Origin of the sequence: Paractinoplanes aksuensis (assembly GCF_024137025.1) — a bacterium.
Taxonomy (GTDB): domain Bacteria; phylum Actinomycetota; class Actinomycetes; order Mycobacteriales; family Micromonosporaceae; genus Actinoplanes; species Actinoplanes aksuensis.
Genome location: NZ_JAMYJR010000059.1, coordinates 40,396 through 60,854 on the forward strand (window position 1 = coordinate 40,396; position 20,459 = coordinate 60,854).

Consider the following 20,459-nt stretch of genomic DNA (forward strand, 5'->3'; position numbering starts at 1 on the left):
CACCATCTTGGACTCGGGGGCGAGCATTGAACCATTGCTATGCCCACCGGCCCGTCTATGAACTTGCCAGACAGCGCACCTCGCGGGAAGGTCTGCTCAGCTGTCAGCTACCTGAGAAGGTGCCTGGTCCGACTCGCACGGATGAGCCGGACCAGCATGCGGGCGTTCCTCCGATGCGGTGGTCCTGGCTTTGTCCCAGGTTCCTCCATGACGCCGCCTCGTTGTTGCTGTTCGAGCTGAGCAGGATCAGGCCTAGGCTTGCCAGTACCAGAACAGCTGGCGGTACGAGAGGTTCGCCTCGGGGGCGACGCGCACCGTTCCGGCGTTGAACTCCAGGGCGCGTGAGCTAGCCGAACTGACCATCGTCCAATGGTCTCGGTCGTGCTGATCCTTGCCGTGGTAGCGGTGGTTCCACGATTGGCCGGCGCTGCCGGCGCAGGGACGGACTCCGACGGACGAGCCGCCGAGCTCCGTCAGGCAGTAGCCCTCCTTGATCGCTGCGGACCGGATGGTGGTGACGTTTCCCGAGCCACAGGCGAACCAGACCTGCCGGGCGGCGCCCACGACCTCGCTCCGCATTCTCGGCAGCAGCTGGCCGCTCGACGCGCTCACCTCCAGCATCTGTTCCGGCACGGAACCGCTCGGACCGGGGTTCCGGATGGTGACCCGGACACAACCGGCCGGGGTCGGCTGGACATTTTTCTCGATCGGGACCGGCCGCTGAGCCGCTCGTTCGGTGGGGGTCCGGGCGGGAGCGTCCGGTGTGGGCGGCCGGGCGCCGGTCGGCTTCGAAGTGCTCGGTGCGGGGTCATCGAGGTGCGGGGGCGCCGCTGGAGCGGTCACCACCGGAAGCACAGCGGTGGGAGATGAGGCCGGCGGGGGTGCAGTGGCCGGGGAGGACGACACCGCGGGCCGGGTGCTGGCCGGCGTGCTGGGCGGATCGTGTTGTGCGACGACCTCGCGCCTGGTCTCACCGAGCACGGCCGCCTTGTCGGGCGAATCACCGCGTACGGCAAATGCTGTGCCCCCGGCCGCCAGCAGCGCGGCGGCGACGCCGGCCCCGGTGAGGACCAGGACGCGGCCCCGCGAGCTCGCCCGGGCCGGCGCCGGCGCGAGAGGAGGCGCCGGCTCCGCCGGGCGCTTGGGCCGCAGGACAGTTTCGTCGGGCTCCGAGCGCCGGGGCGTTTCGAGCGCGTCGAGTTCGGCGACGCGCCGGCTGATGTCGGCCATGACAGGCTCCGGCAGCCAGCCGTCCGGCGTGGGGCCGGGTGAGAGCTGGTCGAGCAGCTCGGCGGCGGTGGGCCGATCGGCCGGGTCCTTGACCAGGCAGTCGGCGAGCAGGGCGCGCAACGAGTCCGGTACGCCGTCGAGGTTGGGCGGCTCGTGCACGACGCGGTACACGATTGCCGCGGTCTGGCCGGCGCCGAACGGTGAGGCGCCGGTCAGCACGAAGGTCATCAGCGCGCCGAGCGAGAAGACGTCCGTCGCCGCGCCGGCCGAGCCGGTGCCGAGCGCCTGCTCGGGCGACATGAAGCCGGGACTGCCGAGCACCTGCCCGGTCAGCGTGATGGTGCTCGAGTCGAGCACCCGGGACACGCCGAAGTCGACGATGCGCGGCCCCGCCCCGGTGACCAGGACGTTGGCCGGCTTGAGGTCGCGATGGACCAGACCGAGATCGTGTACGTGGGCCAGGCCGGCGCACAGCTGGGCCATCAGGACGCGGGCGGACTGTTCCGGGAGCTTTCCGTGTTCACCGACGAGCTCGGCCAGCGAGGGGCCGGGAACGTACTCCGCGGCGAACCAGGGTGGGGTGTCGTCCGGGCCGGCGTCGATCACCCGGGCGGTGTACGGGCTGTCGGCCCGCCGGACGACGGCGATCTCCCGGCGGAACCGCGCGCGGAAGTCGGTTTGATGCGCCAGCTCGGGCCGGATCAGTTTGATGGCGGCGGCCGTGCCGTCGGGTCGCCGGCCGAGGTAGACCTGGCCCATTCCGCCCGCACCGAGCCGCGCGAGCAGTTCGAAGCCGCCTACGGTGTCCGGATCGGCCGGGATGAGCGGAAGCATGCAGCGATCTCCTGACAGCGCGGGATGTGCGGGTCGGGTCCGGCTCGACGGGGCTCGCCGGCCATCGATGACCGACGTTTCGAGAAACCGGATGAAGCGGTCACCTCCGACGGTACGTGCCGCCGGGCGACCATAACGTCGGCCCGGTCTCGCGCAGGGTCGGTCGTTCGGTCCGATCGGCGGGGGTGTTCGGCCGTGGTCCGGTCGCCGGTGACTCCGCGCCGTTCGGTGGCTTGTGCCCGGCTCGACGTCCTGGTCGTTTAACCGCACAGCGTGGCAATGGTTAACCTGAGCGTGGTCGACGATGCGGGGTAGGCGTGCACATCATCTTCTCGGCGGCCGGGGACGAGCGAGAACTCGAGGTCCGGTTGCGCAGCCGGGACGCGCGGCTGGCCGATCTGCTCCGGGCGGTCGACGACCGGCCCGTCCCGGTGTCCGTGCTGATCGACGGGCGGCCGGTCGACTCCTCGGCCCCGATCGAGGATTCCGGCCTGCGCGAGGGATCCCGGCTCGTCCTCTCCGGCCGGGACCCGGTCCCTGCCGGTGAGCCGGACCGCCAGATCGCCGTGCTCGCCGGTCTGGACTCGGGCCGGACGTTTCCGCTGGCCGGCCCCCGTGCGGTGATCGGACGCGATCAGCTCACCGACGTGCCGCTGCGGCACGCGACCGTGTCGCGGCGGCACGCAGCGGTCACGGTGGAGGACGATGTCATCGCCGTCACCGACCTCGGCGCGGCCAACGGCGTCGCCGTCAACGGAAAGGCGATCGAGGCTCGGTTGCCGCGGACCGTCGACGCCGACGACGTGATCACCGTGGGCGCGCTGGCCCTGCAGGTGCGGCCGGCCCGGCGGGCCGACCGGCCGCGCAGCCTTGACCTGCGGCGGCACGCCGGTGCGGACGGCACGGTGTCGTTCAACCGGCCGCCCCGCCCGGCCCCGCTGCCGCCGCCCGACGAAGTGACCGTCCCGGCCGAGCCGGCTGAACCGTCGAAGCCACACTTCAGCATCGTGTCCACCGTGGGCCCGCTGGTCCTGGCCGTGGTGCTGGTCGTGGTCACCAAGAACCTGACGTTTGCCCTGTTCGCCCTGCTCTCGCCGCTGATCGGCATCGGCACGTACGTGGAGTCACGCCGGCGTACCCGCAAGGAGAAAGCCACCGGCGGGCGCAAGTACGAAGCCGAGCTGGAGGATTTCAGCGACAAGCTGGTGGCGTCCGGTGAGGTCGAGCGACGCCGGCTGCGGGAGCGGCTGCCCGATCTGGCCGAAGTGCTGCGCCGGGCTGAACTGCCCAGCACCCGGCTGTGGGAACGCCGTCCCGGCCACACCGACTTTCTCGCCCTGAACGCCGGTCTGGCCGACTGCTCGTGGACGCCCCCGGTGCGTTCCGAGCAGGGCCGGTTGCCGGCCGTCGTCCGGGAGCGGGTGGCCCGGGCCCGGCTGATCGCCGCCCCCGTCGAGGTCGACCTGAGCAACGGAGGTGTGGTCGGCGTCGTCGGCGACCGCCGGGCCGCCCTGGCCGTCGCACGCGGGCTGATCTGCCAGGCCGCGGTGCTGCACGGACCGGCCGACCTCACCGTCGGCGTCTTCGCCGACCCCGGACGCGAGCCGGAATGGGACTGGTGCAAGTGGCTGCCGCACACCCGCCGGCCCGATGGCGCCGGGCAGTGGCTCGCCGCGTACCGGGAACGCAGTGAAGCCATGCTGCAACAGCTGGCCAAGGGCGCCGCGAACGGCACGGTGCTGGTGGTGCTCGACTCGGACGTGCTCACCGACGGCAACCGTTCACCGGCCCGCGACCTGCTCAACGCGGCCCGCGTCGCGGCCCGGCCGGACTATCTGTCCACCAGCCCGCAAGTGCCGGTGGCCGGCATCGTGCTGGCCGCCACCGCCGACCGGCTGCCGGCCGCCTGTGACACGGTCATCGAGGCCGTCGGCGCCGACGGTGACGCGACCGTGCGCCGGCCCGGCCTGGGCACGGCGGTCGACGACGTGCTGCTGGGCGGTTTGTCGATGGGCACCGCGCGGCGATGCGCCCGCGACCTGGCCCGCTTCGACGACCCGGAGCTGCGGCTGGCCGGGGCCGGGCTGCCCGACGGCGTACGTCTGCTGCCGATGCTCGGCCTGGCCAAGGTGGACGCCGCGTCGATCCTCGACCGGTGGAGACGGTCCGAGCCGGCGTCGGCGGCGGCGCCGCTGGGTGTCACCGAGCGTGGTGTCTTCGGCCTCGACCTCGTGCAGGACGGGCCGCACGGCCTGATCGGCGGCACCACCGGCTCCGGCAAGAGCGAGCTGCTGCGCAGCCTCGTGGCCGCGCTCGCGGCCCAGCACGACCCGACGCAGCTGACCTTCGTGCTCATGGACTACAAGGGCGGCGCGGCGTTCGACGAGTGCGCCCGGCTTCCCCACACCGTCGGCATGGTCACCGACCTGGACGAGCAGCTGGGGGAGCGGGCCCTGCGCGCGCTGGAGGCCGAGCTGCGGCACCGCGAGCGCCAGCTGCGCGCGGCGGGCGCGGACAACCTGGTGGAGTACGTCAGGCAGCGGCCCGCCGAGCCGATGCCCCGCCTCGTCGTGGTGATCGACGAGTTCGCGACAATGGCGGCCGAGCTGCCCGACTTCCTGTCCGCTCTGGTCGGCATCGCCCAGCGCGGCCGCACCCTCGGCGTCCACCTCATCCTGGCCACGCAGCGGCCGTCGGGCGCGGTCAACGACAACATCCGCACCAACACGAACCTGCGGATCGCCCTGCGGGTGCAGGACCAGGCCGACTCGACCGACGTGCTCGGCGTGGCCGACGCCGCGCAGATCAACCGGCGTCTCCCCGGCCGCGCGTATGTGCGGCTCGGCCCGGGCGAGGTCGTGCCGATCCAGACCGCGCTGGTCACCTGTGTCACCCCGGCCGAGCAGGACGCCCCAGTCGACGTACGGCCGTTCGTGTTCGGGCACGATCCCGCGGACGACGCGTCCCCGGCGGAGCGCGACGACGAGGCCCGGACCGATCTGGCCCGGCTGGTCGGCGCCATCGCCGACGCGTACCGCGAGGCCGGCCTGCCCGCGCCGCGACGCCCCTGGCCGGAGCCCCTGGGCGACCGCGTCGATCTCACGCGACTGCCGGCGGTCGACGGGCGGGCCGCGGTCGCGCTGGCCGACGACCCGACGCGACAGATCCAGTTCCCGTACGCGTGGGACCCCGCGGACGGGAACGTGCTGCTGTTCGGCATCCCCGGCAGTGGCACGACGACGACCCTGCAGGCGATCGCGCTGAGCCTGGCCGCCACCCATGGTCCCGAGGAGCTCGAGCTGTACGCGCTGGACCACGGCACCGGCGGTCTCGGTGTGCTCGAGGCACTGCCGCACACCGGCGCGGTCGTGGCCGCCGACGACCGGGAGCGCCAGGTACGACTGATCCGCCACCTGCGATCCGAGCTCGATCGGCGCCGCGGCGCCCGGTCGGCCCGGCGGATCGTGGTGCTGATCGACAATCTGGGGGCGTTGCGGGCCGAGTTCGACGACGCCGAGGGCACCGCGGTGCTGGACGTGCTGACGAGACTCTATGCCGACGGCCCCGCGGCCGGCATCTCGTTCGCGGTGTCGGCCGACCGGCTGACCGGCGTGCCCGGGCCGTGGGTCGCGGTCACCACCCAACGCTGGCTGTTCCGGCTGCCCGACCCCTACGACTACGTTCAGGCCGGCCTGAACCGCAAGGACGTCCCGGCGCCGGTGCCCGGGCGGATGGTGGTGACCCCGGACGGACTGCAGGCCCAGGTCGGCCTGCCGCTGCCCAGCGCCGGTGCGGTCGCCGAGGCGGTGGCGGCCCGTCATCCCGGGGCGGCCCGCTGGGCCAGCCCCATCGGCGTGCTGCCGGCCGCGGTCACGGTCGACGAGCTGGCGCGGCCGGCTGACCTGTCGGACGAGCCGTGGCACATTCCGCTCGGCGTGCGCGAGTCCGATCTCGACGTGACCGGCTTCAGCCTCTACGAGGGCGAGCACGCGCTGGTGGCGGGCCCGGCCCGCAGCGGCAAGAGCACGACGCTGCTGACCTTGGCGGCTGTGCTGCGCCGAGCCGGCGACACGCGGCTGGTCGCCACCGGCAGCCGCCGGTCACCGCTCAAGGACAGCCCCGACCTGGATCTCTTCGCCGCCGCGGGCGGTGCCGCGACGGCGATGCTGGTCCAGCTGCGCACCCAGCCAGGCCGCACCGTGCTGTTCGTCGACGACGCCGAGACCTTCGACGACGCCGACGGCGCGCTGGCCGGCCTGCTCGCCGCCGCCCGGCCCGACCTGCACGTCATCATCGCCGGGCGGGCCGACACACTGCGCGGCCTTTACGGCCACTGGACGCAGGCCATCCGCCGCTCGAAGACGGGCCTCCTGCTACGCCCCAGCATCGACCTGGACGGCGACCTGGTCGGCATCACCCTGCCCCGCCGCTCCCCGGTCACCCTCGGCGTCGGCCGCGGCTACCTGGTCCACAACGGCGACTGGGACATCGTCCAGGTCGCGAATTCGTCCACCAGGTGATTACCGAGCTTCGGGGCGTTCTCAACCGCCTTGAGCGCTGTGTTGTCACCGAACGTCGCCCAAAAGGAGGAATGTTCCGCAACACCGATGCCGAACCTGTGCTTCACACCGGGGACGCCGAGACTGTCGGTCGCTATGTTCATGGGATTCGCGATCTTGGCGAGATCCTGCCACTCGGCGCCGCCGCCTATGTCGACGCGCTTGTCCTTCTGGACCAGTTCACTGGTCCGGTTGACCACTCCTTCTGTGGTCGAGTCGGCGAGGTAGGACACGACGCGACGGCGTACGTCGCCGGCTGGTCCGGCGAAGAATGCCGACGCTCGCCCGGCCGACTCGGTGCCGAACCGGCCCGCCGCGTTGGAGGCGGCCCGGTTGACCAGCACGCCCGCGCCGCGACCGGCCAGACCACCGGCCGCGCCGAACGCGCCGTCGAGGAAGACCTTGTCCCGGTTCACCCCGCCGTCGACGGCCTCCTGCACGCCGATGCTCACTCCCGCGCTGAACAGACCCGATCCCGCGGTGTACAGCAGTGCGGCGCCCAGCGGGCTGCCCACTCCGGTCGACATGAGAACGAGACCGGCGGCGCCGACGCCGATGGCGAGCAGGTATTCCCAGTGGTCACCGAACCAGTCGAACACGTCGCCGCCTAGGTCCTTGAGCGCGCCGAACGCGTCACCGACCGTGTCACTGACACTGTCGAGGCCGTCGCTGACCTTTCCCCGGATCGACGCTCCGAGCCGGTCCCATGCGTTGTCGCGCATCCGGCGGAGCTCGGCGTCGGAGATCGGCCGTTGCCCCAGTGGGTCCACTCTTCCGAACGGGTCGTTGCCCGCGAAATGATAGGGATTCGTGGCCCAGCCGCTGCCGGGCACCGCCGCCAGCGGATCAACGGAGAGGAAGCCGCGCGAGCGCGGGTCGTAGACGCGGTCGCGCAGCCAGACCAGCCCGGCGAACTCCACCTCTCCGCGGAATCCGATCCCGGGCGAGCTCGCGGCGGGTGCGCCCCAAGCGTCTCGGCCGCCACCCGGTGTGCCGCGCCAGTCCGGCGTCAGCCGGTCAGCAGTGCCACCGGTGACGGAGGCCCACGGAACGCCCCAGCCGGCCAGCACGCTCGCGCCGATCATCAGAGGAGCCGACGGTGCCGAGGCGGTGTCCCAGACCACGTCGGTCCTACCGACCGCGGCGAGCTCGCCGAGCGCGTCCACCACGACGGTCAGCCGCTGACCGTCATCCTCCACCCCGCTGAGCCGGCCGAAGGCGTCCCATGCGTACCGGCGTTCGCCACCGGCGCGCCGTTCGGCGACGCGGCGTCCGGCCGCGTCGTACTCGAAGGCGGTGTCACCGGCGGAGAGCAGCTGACCCGCGGCGTCGTACGTGTACCGGATGTCGCCGTCCCGCACGAGCCGCCCACCCGCGTCGTACTCCCACGCGCGGTCACCGTCGCCTACCAGCTGACCCGCGGCGTCGTAGCTCTTGACCGTCGTGGCGCCGTCCACGGTCGCGGCAGTGATCTGGCCCGCCTCGTTCCGGGTCAGCGTGGCGGAACTCGTCCCGGCTCCGGAGTAGTCGTAGCCGATCAGCAACCCGTTCACATATCGCCAGGCCGCCCGGACGCCCTCGCCCTCGGCGACGACGACTCGTCCGGCCGCGTCCCGGCGCAGGCGCAGCTCACCGAGCCCGGGCTGGCTGATGCGCTCGATCAGCCCGGCGGCGTCATAGCGGTAGGTGGTTTCGGCGCCGTCGGGACAGGCCATCGCCGCCCGGTTGCCGTCCGCCGTGTACCGCCACCGCACGACCTTGCCGTCGCGGCTGCGGGCGACCAGGCGGTCGGCCGCGTCCCAGGACAACTCGTGCCGGACAGAGCCGGCTTCGTCGACCGCCACCACTCGCCCGAGGGCATCCCGCGTGATGGTGATCTCGACGTCGCCGGCGGCTACCGCTCGCGTCCGCCCGGCGGCGTCGTAGGCCCATCGGGTGCTGCGGCCCGAGCCGTCCCTCCGCTCGATGAGCCGGCCCGCGGGGTCGTACGACATCGATTCGGTCCGGCCGAGCGGGTCGGTCACCGCCGTCAGCCGGCCGACCTCGTCGAGACGGCGGACGGACCGGCCGCCCAGCGGATCGGTGACCGCGACGAGCCAGCCTCGTCGGTCGTACTGGTAGGCCGTCGCGTGCCCGAGCGGATCCACCGCCTCGATCATCCGGCCCGCGGCATCGAATCGGAATCGACGAGTGCCGTACGCGGAGTCGGTGACCTCGGTCGGCCGCCCGACCTTGTCCCAGCGGTACCGGACCGCGCCCAGCCCCGGCACCTCGGCTTTTGCGAGACGTCCCGCGCCGTCGTAGGCATAGGTCGCGACCAGCCCGTCCGGCTGGACGGCCTCGATGACCGCGCCGTCGGCGTCGTAGCGGTACTCCACGGTGCGTCCCGCGTTGTCGGCCCGGCTCGCCGGTCGCCCACAGGTGTCGTACGTGAAGGTCGTGACGCGGCCCTCGGGGCTGATCACCTTCGAGACCCGGCCCCCCAGGGTGTACTCGGCCCGAGTGACAGCACCCGTGCCGTCCGTCACCGACACCGTGCGACCACAGCGGTCGTACGTCGTGAGCAGCTCGCTGCCGTCGGCTCGCCGCACGGCGATGACGCGGCCGAGCGAGTCGTATTCGACCGCGGCGGTGCCCAGACCGTCGTTCCGGGCGACGACGCGGCCGGCCTCATCCCTCGACATCGTTCGTCTGACGCCCACCGGGTCGACGGTCGCCACCACGTCGCCGACCGCGTCGTACTCGCGCAGCCAGGTCGCACCGGCCGGATCCGTCGTGCTGGTCAACCGGCACAGGGCGTCGTACCCGAAGTCCCACTTGGCGCCGTCCGGTTCTGTCCGGCGAACGACGTTGCCCATAAGGTCGTAGTAGCGACCGGTGGAATGGCCCAACGCGTCGGTGGTCGTCTCGAGTCCGCCGTGCGGGCCGTAGGTGAGGTTCCGCCGAGCACCGAGCGGATCGCTCACAGTGCTGAGGCGTCCGGCTGCGGTATAGGCGAACTGCCAGCCCGCGCCGACCGGATCACTCCATCCCGTGAGCCGATCGGCGCCGTCGTAGGCGAACTCGCTGCGCCGGCCGAGCGGAGTGACGGTCGCCGTCACCCGGCCCGCCTCGTCGCGTTCGAGGGTGGTGGTCGCCCCGGCGGCGTCGGTCACCGAGACAAGATCACCGTGCTGGTCGTAGCCGAAGGACAACGTGACACCGTCCGGGTCGGTCACTCGGCGCACCCGGCCGCCCTCGACCTCGGCCGAGGTGACGCCGCCATCGGGGTTGACGACCAGGCTCGGTTGACGTTCGGCGCCGCTGTACTCGTAGCGGACGACGATGGTGGCGCCGGCGGCCGCCTCGACCAGACGGTCACGATCGTCGTACCGATAACGCAGCGTGACCCCGCCGGGCCGGGTGGCCGCGATCAGTCGCGAGCGATCGTCCCACTCCATGGTGGTTACCGCGCCGTTGCGATCGGTCACGGACACCGGGTTGCCCCATTGGTCGTAGGCGCGGCTCAGCCGAGCGCCGTGGCCGTCGATCACGCTCAGCAGACGGCCGTGGGAGTCGTGCACGAAGGCGTTGGCGGGTCCGTCCGCTTCGTCGGTCACCACTGTGACGCCCCCGGGTAGGTAGGCGATGCGCACCTCGCGGCCGAACGGCGTCTTCTGAGTGAGCACCCGGCCGTCGTCGTCGTAGGTGTTGACCACCTCGGCCACACCGTCCGCGTCGACGATCGCGCTCACCCGGTCGTCGTCGTCCACCTCGTAGCGCACGGCTCCCGCGCCGACGAGACGGTCTGCTCCGTCGTACCGGTAGGCGACCGTACGGCCGGTGCTCAGAGCGGCTGCCGCGATCCGTTCGCCCGACCAGGCCAGCTCGATCGACCGGCCGTTCTCATCGGTCAACCGGGCGAGGCGACCGGCGTCGTCATAGCTCAGTGTGATCAGGGTGCCCGGTCCCGCGGCTGTGGTCACGAGCCGGCCGGACTGGTCGAAAGCCCAGGTCCGCCCGTCGAACCAGCGCAGTTCGAGTCCGGTGTCGGTCGGCTCGACGAGGGCGTCGATCCCCGTCGCGCGGCCGTAACCCGGCCCCTGACGGCCGAAGACGACCCGTTGCCCGTCCGGTCCGGCGTAGTGGGCGCCGTCATCCCTGGCCCTCAGCCGGGTCGTGGCCCACGACGACCAGCCGGTGCCGTGTCCTCCGCCCGCGGTCGAGCGGCTGTTGTAGACGCGGCGCAGGACCAGGCCGCCTGCCTCCAGGTCGGTCTCGGCGTGGACGAAGTTCCCGCTCGCCGCGTTGACCGGGTCGTTCGTGTAGCCGCTGGTCGGTGGGAAACCGTACGCCGTGGGCTCGTCGTAGGTGACGTGCTGGCGTGGCCCGCCCAGCCGTGTCGCGTCCAGGTACTCCTGGATCACGCTGTTGTCCAGCTTCTTCACCGAGGAGCGTCCGCCGGCCCGCTCGAACAGGGCGCCGATGAGGCCGACCTGCTGACCCTGGCGCTCGTTGCTCCGCACGAAGTCGTCCAGGGCCCGGACCGCGCCCGTCGCGTCGAAGCGGCCCCAGCCGAGGCCGCTCACGAAGTCCGTATGGGCGGCGGACAGCCGGCGCTGGCGGTCGGTCAGCTCGCCGTCCAACGGCGCCACTCCGTCAGCGAATTTCCGCAGGTCGTCGGGTCGGGCGGAGCTAGTCGACATGAAGGTTCACCCTTTCGGCGTGCAGCACGGCCGGGTTGATCCGTACCGGCCCGCTGTAAAACTCCGGCTCGTCCTCCGGCGGTGGTGGCGGGGGCAGATCGTCGCCGCCCAGGCCGAGCTGGTCCAGCACGAAGTCGCCCGCCTTGGCCAGGTTGCTGCGCCGTTCCTGCTGCTCCTCGTATTTCGCGGCTCGAGCGCGCCGCTCCTGCTCACGCTCGGCCGAGCGCACCAGCTTCCGGACTCCGTCGGCCGCCTCCTCGAAGGATGCGGCCAGGCGCCGGGCGTCGGCGTCGCCCGTCTCGAGATCGGCGATGAACTGCTTCGCGAAGACCCCCCGCCACTCCTCGCGGGCCTGGTTGGCCAGGGTGCGCCGGGCCGCCTGGGTGGCGCGGAGCGACTCGGCCGCGTTCAGCAACTCCGCGATGAGCCGCTGAGCGGCTACGAAGTCGAACCGGACCGGGTCGGTGTTCGCGTGCGTGCGAGCCAAGATCCGCCCTCTCGTTGGAGATCGGTGAGTGCCACTTACCGGTCACCGTAGGGATCCGGCGTGGGGGTGGTAATACACCGGGCAGCCTTTCGAATTCATACGTCCGACCGATGGGCGATATGCGTTCGGGAATGGAGCTTGGACGTCGACACGAAGGAGCGTGAACAGATGCCGGGACGGGTACTTTCGACCGACGAGGCGAAGGCCTCCATCCAACGGATCCAGTCCATTGTCAACACTGGACTGGCCGATCAGATCACCCAGCTCAACAATGAGGGAACCAAGCTGTCTCAGCCCGAGGTGTGGGACGGGCCGCTGGCCGAGCAGTTCCGGGGTGACATCTGGCCGTCCACGAAGGCCGCGCTGGACAAGGCCCGGCAGGAGCTCGACGAGCTGCAACAGAAGCTGCAGAGCATCGCCCAGAACATCATGGCCGCGGGCGGCGCCTGAACGCCGACCGACATCGTATTTCCGAAGGGGTGAATCAGTCATTCTGACGGGTTCATCCGTTCGGTTGTCCGGCGCTGTCCGGCGAGCGCCGGTCGATGGCGTTCCGACCACCCGTCGGCCCCTTGCCCTGGCCTTTCAGTCAGACGGTGGTGCGCCGTTCACCCGTTTTCGGGTATGGAAAAGGTCTGTACTTTCGAGTCGAATTTGTCCGGACCGTAGGTGGATCGAGTAGGAGTAGTGGCATGACCGGTGAGGAGCCGCTGGGGCGCGAATACCTCCTGCGGGAGGAGATCGGCCGGGGCGCCTCCGCGATCGTCCGGCGGGCCGGCCGCCGGTCGGGCGGGCCGGACGTCGCGGCGAAGCTGCTGCGTCCCCAGTTCGCCGGGAACCGGCGCGTGCGCGACCTCCTGCTGCGCGAGGAGGCCGCGCTGCGCGACCTGCACCACGAGTCCATCGTGGGCCTGCGCGACCTGGTGGTCGAGAACAGCCGGATCGCGCTGCTGACCGAGCTGGTGGACGGGCCGAACCTGGGCGGCTACCTGGCCGGACGCGGCGGCGCGCTGCCCGCCGCCGAAGTGAGCGGCATCGGCGCTCAGGTGGCGGCGGGCCTCGCCGCGGCGCACGCCCAGGGCGTCGTCCACCTGGACCTCAAGCCCGAGAACGTGCTGGTGGCCCATGGCACCGATCCCGTACGCGTCAAGATCAGCGACTTCGGCGTCTCTGCCCTGCTGTTCGAGGCGAATCCGGCAGCCGCCGGCGGCACGCCCGGCTACATCGCGCCGGAGATCGCCCGCGGCGGGGCGGCGACCGCCGCCGCGGACGTCTACGCGCTGGGCGTGCTGCTGACCGAATTGGCCACCGGCTCCCGTGGCCGGGCCGCTGCCCTTCCCGACGGCCTCCGGGCGCTGGTCCTCAGCTGCCTGGCCACCGACCCGCGGGACAGGCCGTCGGCCCGCAGCGTGGCCGCCACGTTGCGATCCGCCGGCGCCGATGCCACGGCGCAGCGTCCAACGCCGACCGGCTTCCCGTACGGGGCCGACCCGGGCGGCACCTGGGCCGGCGACACCCGGCTCCGCTCGAACGCCCACCCGGCCGACGCCCCTCTCGCCACCGTCGGTTCCGGGCGCGACCACCACCGTCGCCGGCGCCGTATCGCCATCGGCGCCGGTGCGGGCGGGCTCGCCGTGGTCGCCGCGGTCGTCACCGGCATCGCCGTCAGCGCGGCGGCCGGCGAGCACAACGGCGCGCCGGCGCCCGGTGTCACCACCACGACCCCGGCGGCCGCGGTCACCGGGACGACCACCGCCCCCGGCCCGGTCACGCCGACCGAGCTGGTGGCGACCGAGGCCCGCGACACCACGCGGGTCACCTTCGCCGCGCACCTGCCCGGCGGGAAGGGCACGCTCTATCTCGCCCTGCGCGACGGCGTCGCGACCGCGTACCTGTGCGACGGGAACCGGGTCGAGGCCTGGTTCAGCGGCACTGTTTCGGCCGGCACGTTCGACTTGACCGGCAAGAAGGGCGGCACGCTGGCCGGCCGCTTCACCGACGACGAGGCTACCGGTTCGGTCGACGCCAAGGGGATCTCGACCGACTTCACCATCCCGCGGGTCTACAAGCCCTCCGGGCTCTACAAGGCGGCCGGCAAGGTACGCAACGCCGAGGTCAAGGGCGGCTGGATCGTCCTTCCCGACGGCAGCCGGGTCGGTGTGCTGTCCGTCGGCGACCAGCCGCAGCCCGCGCCGTCGCTGGAAGCTGACGGTCTGACCGCGAGCGTGGACGGGGAAGCCTTGACCGTCACCGAGGTCGACGTCGACAGCGGCAGCGGCTTCTGACGGAGGCGGCGTTTCTGTGCGTACGGTTTCGGTTTGTCAGCGCAGGTGGCGACGCCCGAGACAAGAGTCCTCCTGAGTCCCGTTCCTCACCAGGGGATCCTTGCGGAGCTAATCCTGGATATGTAGTGTCCAGGAATGCGGATGAGCGAGGGCGTCGAGTGGGCGGTGCACACCTGCCTGAACATGACCTGGCTGCCCGGTGGGGAGGCGATCTCGACGGCCCGGCTGGCCGCGTTCTACGGGCTGCCCGCGGCGTACCTGAACAAGCAGCTGCAGGCCCTGTCCCGCGCGGGCATCCTGTCGTCCGTTTCCGGGCCGCGCGGCGGTTTCCGGCTGGCCCGCGATCCTGAGTCGATCACCCTGCTCGACGTGGTCGTGGCGATCGAGGGGCCGGACGAGGCGTTTCGCTGCGAGCAGCTGCTCCAGCGGGGGCCGGGCGCCGACCCGGCCACCGACTACCGCCATTCGTGCCTGGTCTCGCAGTCGATGCGCCAGGCCGACCTGGCGTGGCGGCGCGAACTGGCCGCCCGCACTCTAGCCGCCCTGAAGGCCGATGTGGAGCGCGCCCACCCGGACGCCCCGGCCCTCGTGGCGAACAGATTCCTGGAGGGAAAGCGATGACCGGCAAACTCACCGCCGCCGTACGCGGTCAGGTCCTGCTGCCCGGCGACGCCGCCTTCGACGACGCCCGGCAGCCCTGGAACCGGGCGGTCGACCAGCCGGTCGACGCCGTGGTCGAGGCGGCCGACGCCGACGACGTCGCCGCTCTGGTCCGGTACGCCCGGGCCGAAGGCCTGACGATCACCACCCAGCCCAACGGGCACGGCGCCTCCGGGCACACCGGCGGCACGATCCTGTTGCGCACCGGCCGGCTCGACACGATCGAGATCGACCCGGCGGCCGGCCGGGCCCGGGTCGGCGCCGGGGTGGCGTCCGGCCGCCTGCAGGCCGCGGCGGCCGAGCACGGACTGACCGGCCTGCCCGGCAGCTCACCGGTCGTCAGCGTCACCGGTGTCGCGCTCGGTGGCGGGCTGAGCTGGTTCGGCCGCGCCCACGGCTGGGTCTCCGACCGCGTCACCGCCTTCGACATCGTGGACGCCGAGGGCACCTCGCAGCACGTCACCGGCGGCGACCTGTTCTGGGCCCTGCGCGGCGGGGGCGGCGACTACGCCATCGTCACCGCTGTCGAACTCGCCTTGGCGCCGGCGCCGCAACTGTTCGGCGGGCGGGTCTTGTGGACAGGGGAGCACGCGGCCGTGGTGCTTGAGGCGTATCGGGAAATCACCGCCACCGCGCCGGACGAGCTGACCGTGTGGTTCGACCTGCTGCACTTCCCCGGCGGCGCACCGGTGGTGGCGATCGACGCCACGCACCTCGGCGGCGAGGCCGAGGCCCGTGACCTGCTGGCCCCGCTGGACCGGCTGCCGCAGCCACTGTCCGACAGCCGCCGCGTCATGACCGTGGCCGAACTCGGCGGCATCACCGGCGAACCGACCGACCCCAGCCCCGGCCTGTCCCGCGGCGAACTGCTCACCACCCTCGACGACACCGTGGCGGCAACGCTGCTCGCCGAGCCGATCGCGCCGCTGATCAGCGTGCAGTTGCGCCACCTCGGTGGCGCGTTCGCCCAGCCGTCCGACAGCCCGCACGGCCCGCTCACCGAGCCGCACGCGCTGTCCCTGTTCGGCGTCCCGTTCGACCCGGCCACCGCCGGCGCCGTCGCCGACCGGCAGGCCGCCTTGGCCGCCGCGCTGCCGGTGAGCGGCCGCAAGCCGTACACCTTCCTCGGCCCGGCCGAATCCGTGGCCGACGCCTTCACCCCCGAGGTCGTCACCCGGCTGCGGAACATCAAACAGAACCACGACCCGTACGGCGTGTTCCGGTCGAACTTCCCGGTCCGCGCTTGATAGCAGGGGCGAGACAGGGTTAGTCCCTCGAACGGGTTTCACGTTTTCGACGCGTCGTGCGTCGTGCGAAGCTGCTTCGGTGCGGACCCTAGCCGTGCTGTCCGTCTGCATCGCGGCCGAGTGCGTCGAGTTGTGGCTGGGTCTGTCCTACGGCCGGATGCCTGATGCGCGGGCCTTCGTGTGGCTGGCCATCGGGACGCTCTTCGCGGTGTCCGGCGCGCTGGCCCGACTCCTCCGGCCGCAGAGTCGTATCGGTCTCGGTCTGTCGGCCATGAGTCTGGCCACGGTCGCGTCCGACATCAATACCGGCCTGCAGCTGCCGGCCACGATGCCGGCCGGGAACTGACCGTGCTGATCGGCGTGCCCGCTTTCTGGTTGCAGCTGCCGCTCGTCGTCCACCTGGTCCTGTCCTATCCCACCGGTCGGATCGGCCGTTCCGGCGAGCGGCGTCTGGTGGCCGTCATGGCCGCCGGCGCCGCCGCGGCGTCGGTCGTGCTGCTGTTCACCAAGACGCCGGTCCCGCTGTGCGCGGACTGGTGCGGTCCCAGTCCGGTGCGGGTGGTCGATGACGCGGCGCTCTACCTGCGGCTGCGCGGGACGGCGCTGGTGATCATGCTCGGTCTGGCCTTCTGCGGCCTGGTCCTGCTGGTCCGGCGGACGATCAGCAGCCCACGCGAACGGCGCCGTTCGTCCGTGACGACGGTCGTGGCCGGGGCGACGGTCTGCCTGCTGTCCGGTTCGGTGATCAACCTGCTGGCGGCCTACCGGGACGACGGCCGTCCGGCCGAGGGGGACGCCACGCTGAGTCTGCTGATCGGCGCGGCCATGGTCGGCGCCCTGCCCCTGTTCTTCGTGGCCGGGCTGGCCCGGCAGTGGCTCGCCTTCGCCGCGTTCGGCGACGTGCTGCCTCGGGCCCGGCACATGGACCCGGGCGATCTGGAGGCGATGATCGCCCGGGCCACCGGGGACCCGATGCTGCGGATCGCCTACCCGACACCGGAAGGCTGGAAGAACTCGGCCGGCCGGCCGTACCTCTTGCCGGCCGCGACCGAAGACATTGCGGTACGACGTGTCGGCGAACCGCCGCGGGCGGCGCTCGTCCACAGCCCCGCCCTCGCCGAAGAACCCAACCTGTTCCGCTCGACGCTGGCGCTGATCGGCATCGCCTTTCCGCCCCGTACCGATCAGGAGCCGCCGCCCATGCCCCCGCCGCACGTCTTCATCTCGTACCTGCGTGAGGACACCGCCGTCGTCGACCGCCTCGCCACCGCGCTGCGCGACCACGGCATCGAGGTCTGGCTCGACCGCACCCACCTGATCGTGGGCGACCGCTGGCCGCGGGTCGTCAAGGCCGCCATCCGCGACGGAAACTTCTTCATCGCCTGCTTCTCACCGGCCTACGCCCGCCGCTCCCGCACCCACATGAACGAGGAGATGACCACCGCCGTCGAGGAACTGCGACTGCGCCCTCGTGACCGCCGCTGGTTCCTGCCCGTGAAACTCGAACCGTGCGCGATTCCCCACCTCGACCTGGGCGCCGGCGAGACCCTCGAAACCCTCCACCACGTCGACCTGTCGCAGGACTGGGACGCCGGCGTCCACCAGCTGCTCCGGGCCATCGAAGCCGGCGACGTCACCGCGGCCGACCGGCCACCGCACAGCAATGCCGACTCGGTCGTGCCTCCCGAGCCCGGCCCTTGGTGACGACGTTCGCGCGCCGTGACATCGTGCCATCTCCGGCCGGCGGTCAGACGCGGCGTGCTGATCCCCTGGACGTTCTTACTCCGTCACCGGCGGCCGGCCCGCGCCCGTCCAGCAGCTGAGTTCCATGCCGTCCTCGACCGGGAAGTCGACGCTGACGTAGCCGTTGGCCGGGTCGCGGACGTAGGACACGTAGTCGGTCATCGAGTCGAACGTGGAGTCGTCGCCGATGATCAGGGCGCCGGGGGTGAGCCGGTCCTCGAGCAGGCGCAGGACGGGCAGGCACATCTCTTTCCAGCCGTCGAGCAGGGCCAGGCCGATCGGGCCGCCGACCGTGCCGAGGGTGGCCGGCGCTTCACCCGCGAGCACGGTCACGAGGTCGCTGAACCCGGCCGCCTCGACGGTGGCGCGGGCCGCCTTGACCTTGGGTTCCCCCGGGCCGACGAGGTGACGCTCACGGTCGACGGCAGCGGCCCGCTCGACCTCAAGCTGCGGGTGCCCGGCTGGGCGGTGCGCGGTTTCACCGTCACCGTGAACGGCTCACGGCAGAACTTGACGGCTCAGCCGTCCACCTACGTCACCCTGAGCCGCACCTGGAGCCCCGGCGACGTGGTGAAGATCCGGATGCCGTTCAGTGTCCGCATCGAACGGGCCGCCGACCGGCCCGACACCCAGGCCGTCTTCTGGGGCCCGGTACTGCTGCAGATCCTCGGCACCGGCTCGGTCTGGCGCGAACTCAGCCTCTACCGCCACCTCAAGCTTGACGGCGACTACTCGCGGGCCGCGATCACCCCGGGTCCGGTCACCGCGGCCGGCGACCCGAAACGACGGGCTACCGGCGTACGACGTGCCGGTCACCGGCATCCCGTCCCCGGGCACGGACGGCCCGACCTTCCTCGACCTGGTCTGGGACCACGCCCCGTTCGCCACCCACCAGCAGTTCGTCACGACGGTGACCGACACGGCCACCGCCTTCGTGACAGCCGGCGTGTTCACCGCGGCCGAGAAGAACGCGCTGGTGACGGCGGCCGATGCGGCGAAGGACGAGCTGGCCACCCTCAAAGTGCAGGCCACTGCGAAAACCCAGAAGATCGCAACGACGACGTACGTGGCGGTCAGCGCCCGGAACACCGGCTCCATCCCGCTGAGCATCGAACTGACCACGGCGTACGGCTCGAGGACGGTGCCGGACGTGGAGCCCGGCCAGACCGCGTACCAGTCGTTCAACACCCGGGCCGCGTCGATCCCGCCCGGCACGGCGACCGTCAAAGCCACCGGCGCTGTCGATGGTCAGCCGGTGACAGCGACTATCGACGCCGCCTACAGCTGACTCACTCGGCCGTCACAATCTGCTGGGCGCGCGCCGGGTCGAGGGTGGGGCCGGTGGGCAACAGGCTGAGGACCTCGCCGGGGACCGCGGCCGGCTTGGCTTTCCCGTAGCCGAGCTTGCCCAGCAGATCGCGGCTGGCCAGGGGATACATGGTGCCCGTGTCGGTGATGACGCCGACGGCGCCGGTGCTCTCCGGGGCGTTCGGGCCGGTCACCGAGACGGCCAGAGCGCCCTGTCCGCGGGGCACGAAGACCACGTCGGCCTTGGCCTGGTCGGCGTCGGCCGAGGCGCGGACGGCCGTGCCCGACGGAACGGTCGGGTCGATGCGGATGCCGTCGCGTTTCTGGTCGCGGACCGGCACCGTGATGCAGGCCCGTTGCGGCGTGCCCTCGGCCAGGGCCGGCACGGTCGGCGGCAGGGCGCCGGGTTCACCGGCGTCAGTGATCTTCGTCTGCGACGGCTGAAGATCGACGAAGTTGCTGACGGCCCGTGGGGCCGAGGCGCCGGGCACGGCCTGCAACAGCCGGGCCTGGAGCTCGGTCACGGCCGCGACCCCGTCGGCCAGCAGGACGGCGAACTGGGTCTGGCCCGCGTCCGTGACCAGTTGCCCGATCTCGAGGCCGGGCACCGGCGATCGGCCACCGACACCGGGCAGGCGGGGCGGCGCGAGGTCGGGCCCGCTGGGAATGGCGTTGATCCAGGCCGTCGTCACGGGCCAGGGCGTCTGGGCCGCCCAGCCGAGCACGCGTTGCGTTCTGAGTTCCGCGCCGGCCGGGATGGCGAAGCGCCGGTTGCCCTCGACGAGCGAGACGCGGCCGTTGGGCGCCTTGACCAGTAGCGCTTCGCGGGCCGCGACGGACAGGCGACCGCCAGTGGGAATGGTCCCGACCAGCACGGTCGACCGCAGTTCGGAGTCCAGCCGTTCGGTGCAGACCGACCACGGGCCCCCGAGCAGCGCCGAGCGGGACGGCAGGGAGTCCGGCGCGTCCGGGATGCCGAGCGCGGGACCGAGGGGAACTTCGGCCAGTCTCTTCGGCGACAGACTGCGTACGGAAGGTGGGGTGCCCTCGGCCAGCAGCAGAGCCGAACTGTAGTTGATGACGGGATGGAGTTGGTTGTCCGACTTCAGGAAGACGAACTGTGCTCCCGTCCCCTTCTCCTGCAGGATGACGCTCGAGTCGCGGGCGCTGGTGTTGCTGTTGCCGGTCAGGATTCCGTAGATCGACACCGCGCCGACCGCGATGGCCGCGATGAGCAGGCTGACCAGGGCCGTCATGCCCGCCCGGCGCATCGGGGAGCGGGCCGGATCGGGGTCCTGACTGATCAGCGCCGCCACCACCCGCTGGTTCGCGTACTGGTAGGAGTGGAGCTGATCCTGGCGGCTCGGCATGGCCCCCACTGTAGAGGCCGGGCTCGATACCCGGTGCTTCCGGAAATACTC

Annotated in this window: 12 protein-coding genes and 2 pseudogenes; 9 read left to right on the plus strand and 5 right to left on the minus strand. The window is 71.9% G+C overall.

Annotation, left to right across the window (positions count from 1 at the left end; all coding sequences use genetic code 11):
- Positions 1–252: 252 nt before the first annotated feature.
- Entirely contained in the window at positions 253–2,064 is a 1,812-nt protein-coding gene (locus tag M1L60_RS43640; protein ID WP_253243507.1) for a serine/threonine-protein kinase, read from the minus strand.
- A 317-nt stretch (positions 2,065–2,381) separates the two neighbouring features.
- Between M1L60_RS43640 and M1L60_RS43645 the strand changes: the two genes are divergently transcribed.
- On the plus strand, positions 2,382–6,584 hold the full coding sequence (locus M1L60_RS43645; protein ID WP_253243508.1) for an FtsK/SpoIIIE domain-containing protein: 4,203 nt from the start codon (positions 2,382–2,384) through the stop codon (positions 6,582–6,584).
- Here M1L60_RS43645 and M1L60_RS43650 read toward each other — a convergent pair.
- Together M1L60_RS43650 and M1L60_RS43655 are read right to left on the minus strand one after the other, a co-directional pair.
- Positions 6,524–11,308, minus strand: a complete 4,785-nt coding sequence (locus M1L60_RS43650; RefSeq protein WP_253243509.1) for a DUF6531 domain-containing protein — start codon at positions 11,306–11,308, stop codon at positions 6,524–6,526. The genes M1L60_RS43645 and M1L60_RS43650 overlap by 61 nt on opposite strands.
- Positions 11,298–11,795 (minus strand): hypothetical protein, encoded by a 498-nt coding sequence (locus M1L60_RS43655; protein WP_253243510.1) that lies wholly within the window; start codon positions 11,793–11,795, stop codon positions 11,298–11,300. The genes M1L60_RS43650 and M1L60_RS43655 overlap by 11 nt, the downstream gene beginning before the upstream one ends.
- A 168-nt stretch (positions 11,796–11,963) precedes the next feature.
- Here M1L60_RS43655 and M1L60_RS43660 point away from each other — a divergent pair, with 168 nt between their 5' ends.
- The 6 genes from M1L60_RS43660 (at position 11,964) to M1L60_RS43685 (ending at position 17,691) form a co-directional block, all read left to right on the plus strand.
- Positions 11,964–12,245, plus strand: a complete 282-nt coding sequence (locus M1L60_RS43660; RefSeq protein WP_253243511.1) for a pyrophosphorylase — start codon at positions 11,964–11,966, stop codon at positions 12,243–12,245.
- A 242-nt stretch (positions 12,246–12,487) separates the two neighbouring features.
- Complete coding sequence (locus M1L60_RS43665; RefSeq protein WP_253243512.1) at positions 12,488–14,080, plus strand: serine/threonine-protein kinase; 1,593 nt, start codon at positions 12,488–12,490, stop codon at positions 14,078–14,080.
- A gap of 135 nt (positions 14,081–14,215) precedes the next feature.
- Positions 14,216–14,701 (plus strand): RrF2 family transcriptional regulator, encoded by a 486-nt coding sequence (locus tag M1L60_RS43670; RefSeq protein WP_253243513.1) that lies wholly within the window; start codon positions 14,216–14,218, stop codon positions 14,699–14,701.
- Positions 14,698–15,987 (plus strand): FAD-binding oxidoreductase, encoded by a 1,290-nt coding sequence (locus tag M1L60_RS43675; RefSeq protein ID WP_253243514.1) that lies wholly within the window; start codon positions 14,698–14,700, stop codon positions 15,985–15,987. Before M1L60_RS43670 ends, M1L60_RS43675 begins: the two co-directional genes overlap by 4 nt.
- Before the next feature lie 79 nt (positions 15,988–16,066).
- The gene (locus tag M1L60_RS43680; protein WP_253243515.1) at positions 16,067–16,333 is read left to right on the plus strand and encodes a hypothetical protein; all 267 of its coding nucleotides are present in this window, start codon (positions 16,067–16,069) and stop codon (positions 16,331–16,333) included.
- Between the two features lie 2 nt (positions 16,334–16,335).
- Entirely contained in the window at positions 16,336–17,691 is a 1,356-nt protein-coding gene (locus M1L60_RS43685; RefSeq protein ID WP_253243516.1) for a toll/interleukin-1 receptor domain-containing protein, read from the plus strand.
- A gap of 75 nt (positions 17,692–17,766) precedes the next feature.
- Here M1L60_RS43685 and M1L60_RS43690 read toward each other — a convergent pair.
- Positions 17,767–18,102: pseudogene (locus M1L60_RS43690) on the minus strand (O-methyltransferase); the annotation flags it as partial.
- A 33-nt stretch (positions 18,103–18,135) separates the two neighbouring features.
- On the opposite strand from M1L60_RS43690, the pseudogene M1L60_RS48435 reads away from it, so the two are divergent.
- A pseudogene (locus tag M1L60_RS48435) lies at positions 18,136–18,258 on the plus strand (hypothetical protein); the annotation flags it as partial.
- A 277-nt stretch (positions 18,259–18,535) separates the two neighbouring features.
- Positions 18,536–19,018, plus strand: coding sequence for a hypothetical protein (locus tag M1L60_RS48150; protein WP_253243527.1), 483 nt, complete (start codon positions 18,536–18,538; stop codon positions 19,016–19,018).
- Between the two features lies 1 nt (position 19,019).
- Here the strand turns inward: M1L60_RS48150 and eccB are convergent, their stop codons facing one another.
- Positions 19,020–20,408 (minus strand): type VII secretion protein EccB, encoded by a 1,389-nt coding sequence (gene eccB / locus M1L60_RS43705; RefSeq protein ID WP_253243517.1) that lies wholly within the window; start codon positions 20,406–20,408, stop codon positions 19,020–19,022.
- Positions 20,409–20,459: the final 51 nt, after the last annotated feature.